Source organism: Devosia sp. (genome assembly GCF_034675085.1).
GTDB lineage: Bacteria > Pseudomonadota > Alphaproteobacteria > Rhizobiales > Devosiaceae > Devosia.
In genome coordinates this window covers 1-3,175 of the sequence record NZ_JAUCDN010000360.1, presented here as the reverse complement: position 1 = coordinate 3,175, position 3,175 = coordinate 1, and the positions used below count along the sequence as shown (strand labels likewise).

Here is a 3,175-nt window from a genome sequence, read left to right as displayed (position 1 = left end):
GCACTTCCTGCCCGACGTCTACGTCACCTGCGACGTCTGCAAGGGCAAGCGCTACAACCGCGAGACCCTGGAAGTGCAGTTCAAGGGCAAGTCCATCTCCGATGTGCTCGACATGACCATCGACGAGGGCGTCGACTTCTTCTCCGCCGTGCCGGTCATCCGCGACAAGTTCGCCACGCTCCAGCGCGTCGGGCTGGGCTATGTCAAGATCGGCCAGCCCGCCACCACGCTGTCCGGCGGCGAGGCGCAGCGCGTCAAGCTTTCCAAGGAGCTGTCCAAGCGCGCCACCGGCCGCACCCTCTATATGCTCGACGAGCCGACCACGGGCCTGCACTTCCACGACGTGGCCAAGCTCCTCGAAGTTCTCCACGAGTTGGTCGATGGCGGCAACACCGTCGTCGTCATCGAGCATAATCTGGAGGTCATCAAGACCGCCGACTGGATCATCGACCTCGGCCCCGAGGGCGGCGATGGCGGCGGCGAGATCGTCGCGGTGGGCACGCCCGAAGAGGTGGCGGAAAATCCGCGCTCCCACACCGGCCATTTCCTCAAGCAGGTCATGGCCCGCCGCCCCCATTTCGCCACCCGCGCCGCCGAGTGAAAATCGGGGACGGTTAGGGGACGAAACGCGACACTCGGCGCTAACAGTCCGTTAGCGCAAACGCCCCCGATGCGAAGACGCGTTATGGCGGTTTTACGTCCGAAGCGTGAAATCGCCATGCACTGGACGCATGGAACGCTTGCCGCGCCGGCCATGGCGGTGCGGTACGAAACGGCTCATTCTCTGCCGGCCGCCGGATATTTTCGAGAGGAATGGACCATGTTCGTTCGAGCCGTTTGGCGCATCAGGCGCCTGGTCGACATCAAGCAGACGCTGCGGGAAATGGATGTTCCCTCCACCCGCCAGGCCGACATGCTGGGCGTGAGCGGCCCGGATTTCTCCAGGATGACCCGCGCGCTGTTCGACCGCTGATCGCCGCCGGGCAAGCCCTGCAAGACGCGCATGGCTTATTTGACAAATCCCCCTCTGCTCCTTCTCCCCAATCTGCCCTAGATATAGGCCGTAAACGAAAGGAGACTTCAAATGGACATTCGCAAGACGTTCAAGAAATGGGCCGCTTATCAGCAGACCGTGCGTGAGCTGGCCTCGCTCGACAATCGTCAGCTCAATGACCTGGGTATTTCGCGCGCCGACATCAACCGGATCGCCCGCGACCATGCCAGCGCCCTGTAAGATTTACTGCCCCCTTACTGCTGGCGCCGCAGATCGAACAGCCGCTTCTCTCTGAGACGCGGCTGTTTTTTATTGCCTTTCGCCTTTTATCCACTCAGGCCCCGCCTTCTGATAGTCTTGTGGCCCTGATGGCGCATATGCATGTTGCGCGCCCCATCCCCGCTTGCTATCTGCCCGGCCATGTCGACATCCCAATCCATTCACATCATCGGCGGCGGCCTTGCGGGCTCGGAAGCGGCCTGGCAGGCGGCAGAGGCCGGCGCCCGGGTCGTGCTCCACGAAATGCGCGGCGTCACCACCACCGACGCCCATCAGACCGACAGCCTTGCCGAACTGGTCTGCTCCAACAGCTTCCGCTCCGACGATTACGAGCAGAACGCCGTCGGCCTGCTACATGAGGAAATGCGCCGCTGCAATTCCCTCATCATGCGCGCTGCCGACCGGCACAAGCTGCCCGCCGGCGGGGCGCTGGCAGTGGACCGCCACGGCTTTTCCGCCGCCGTCACCGAGGCGCTGCAAGCCCATCCCAACATCGAAATCCTGCGCGAGGAAATCGCTGGCTGGCCGCCCGAAGACTGGCGCCACGTCATCATCGCCACCGGCCCCCTCACCTCCCCGGCGCTGGCTGAGGCGATCCTTGCGCGCACCGGCGAGGATGCGCTGGCCTTTTTCGACGCCATCGCGCCCATCGTCCATTACGACAGCATCGACATGGACATCGCCTGGGCGCAGTCGCGCTACGACAAGGCCGGCCCCGGCGGCACCGGCGCCGACTATCTCAACTGCCCCCTGGACAAGGACCAGTACATGGCCTTTGTCGAGGCGCTGAAGACCGCGCCCCTGCACGAATTCAAGGATTGGGAGAAGGTCCCCTATTTTGACGGCTGCCTGCCCATCGAGGTCATGGCCGAGCGCGGCGTCGAGACCCTGCGCCACGGCCCGATGAAGCCGGTCGGGCTCACCAATCCCCGCAACCCTACGGTAAAACCCTATGCCATCGTGCAGTTGCGGCAGGACAATGCCCTGGGCACACTGTGGAACATGGTCGGGTTCCAGACCAAGATGCGCTACGGCATCCAGGCGGAAATCTTCCGCATGATTCCGGGGCTGGAAAATGCACAATTCGCCCGGCTGGGCGGGCTGCATCGCAACACCTTTATCAATTCTCCCAAGGTGTTGCAGGCCGATCTTAAACTGAAAGCTGATCCACGCATCCGTTTCGCCGGCCAGGTAACGGGGGTGGAAGGCTATGTCGAAAGCGCCGCCATCGGCCTCATCACCGGGCGCCTCACCGCCGCCGAGGCCCGCGGCGAAACCCTGCCCACCCCGCCGGTCACCACCGCCCTGGGGGCGCTGGTCGCCCATATCACCGGCGGCCATATCGAGGCCGAAAGCTATAGCGGCGCCCGCAGCTTCCAGCCGATGAACATCAATTTCGGCCTTTTCCCGGAAGTCGCCATCACCCGTCCCGAAGGCGTAACCCGCTGGCGCGGCACAGAAAAAACCATCGCCAAGCGCAAAGCGATCACCTCGCGGGCCCTGGAAGCATTGCAGGGCTGGGCATAAGCCCCACCCACCGGGTCATTCCGGCGCAGGCCGGAATCCATGTTCGCATGCTTCCATGCGCTCTGGTGCCGGGGGAGAGCCTTCAGCCTGGATTCCGGCCTGCGCCGGAATGACACCGTGCTTGGGAGTACCGTTCGGGGTTGCCCTACCGGCTCCGCCAGTTCCACCAGGCCAGCCGCAGGATCTTGCGCCAGTCAGCCTCATCCGGCGCCGGCGCGAACACCCCGGCCTTGCGGTCCATCAGGGTCAATTGCCGCCGCAGCACCGCGGTCTGGGCAAAGGCCGGGCGCAACCGCGCCGGCAGCGCGGCAATGGCCGTATCGGCCTTGTCGAGGTGATCGGCGGCCAGCTCGGCGAACTGGCCCAGGGCCGCGC

General features: G+C 64.4%; 3 protein-coding genes and 2 pseudogenes. 4 read left to right on the top strand and 1 reads right to left on the bottom strand.

From position 1 onward, the window contains the following. From VDP82_RS16220 to trmFO, 4 genes and pseudogenes are all read left to right on the top strand, one after another. Window positions 1-601: pseudogene (locus VDP82_RS16220) on the top strand (excinuclease ABC subunit A); the annotation flags it as partial. A gap of 219 nt (window positions 602-820) precedes the next feature. Next, window positions 821-973 carry a hypothetical protein gene (locus tag VDP82_RS16215; protein WP_323015865.1) on the top strand — a complete coding sequence of 51 codons (153 nt, stop codon included), beginning with the start codon at window positions 821-823 and terminating at the stop codon, window positions 971-973. Between the two features lie 111 nt (window positions 974-1,084). Continuing rightward, on the top strand, window positions 1,085-1,234 hold the full coding sequence (locus VDP82_RS16210) for a DUF1127 domain-containing protein (RefSeq protein ID WP_323015864.1): 150 nt from the start codon (window positions 1,085-1,087) through the stop codon (window positions 1,232-1,234). Between the two features lie 180 nt (window positions 1,235-1,414). Next, entirely contained in the window at window positions 1,415-2,800 is a 1,386-nt protein-coding gene (gene trmFO / locus VDP82_RS16205; RefSeq protein ID WP_323015863.1) for a methylenetetrahydrofolate--tRNA-(uracil(54)-C(5))-methyltransferase (FADH(2)-oxidizing) TrmFO, read from the top strand. Window positions 2,801-2,945: 145 nt separating this feature from the next. On the opposite strand, the pseudogene VDP82_RS16200 reads toward trmFO, so the two are convergent. Next, window positions 2,946-3,175 (bottom strand): annotated as a pseudogene (locus VDP82_RS16200) (squalene/phytoene synthase family protein); the annotation flags it as partial.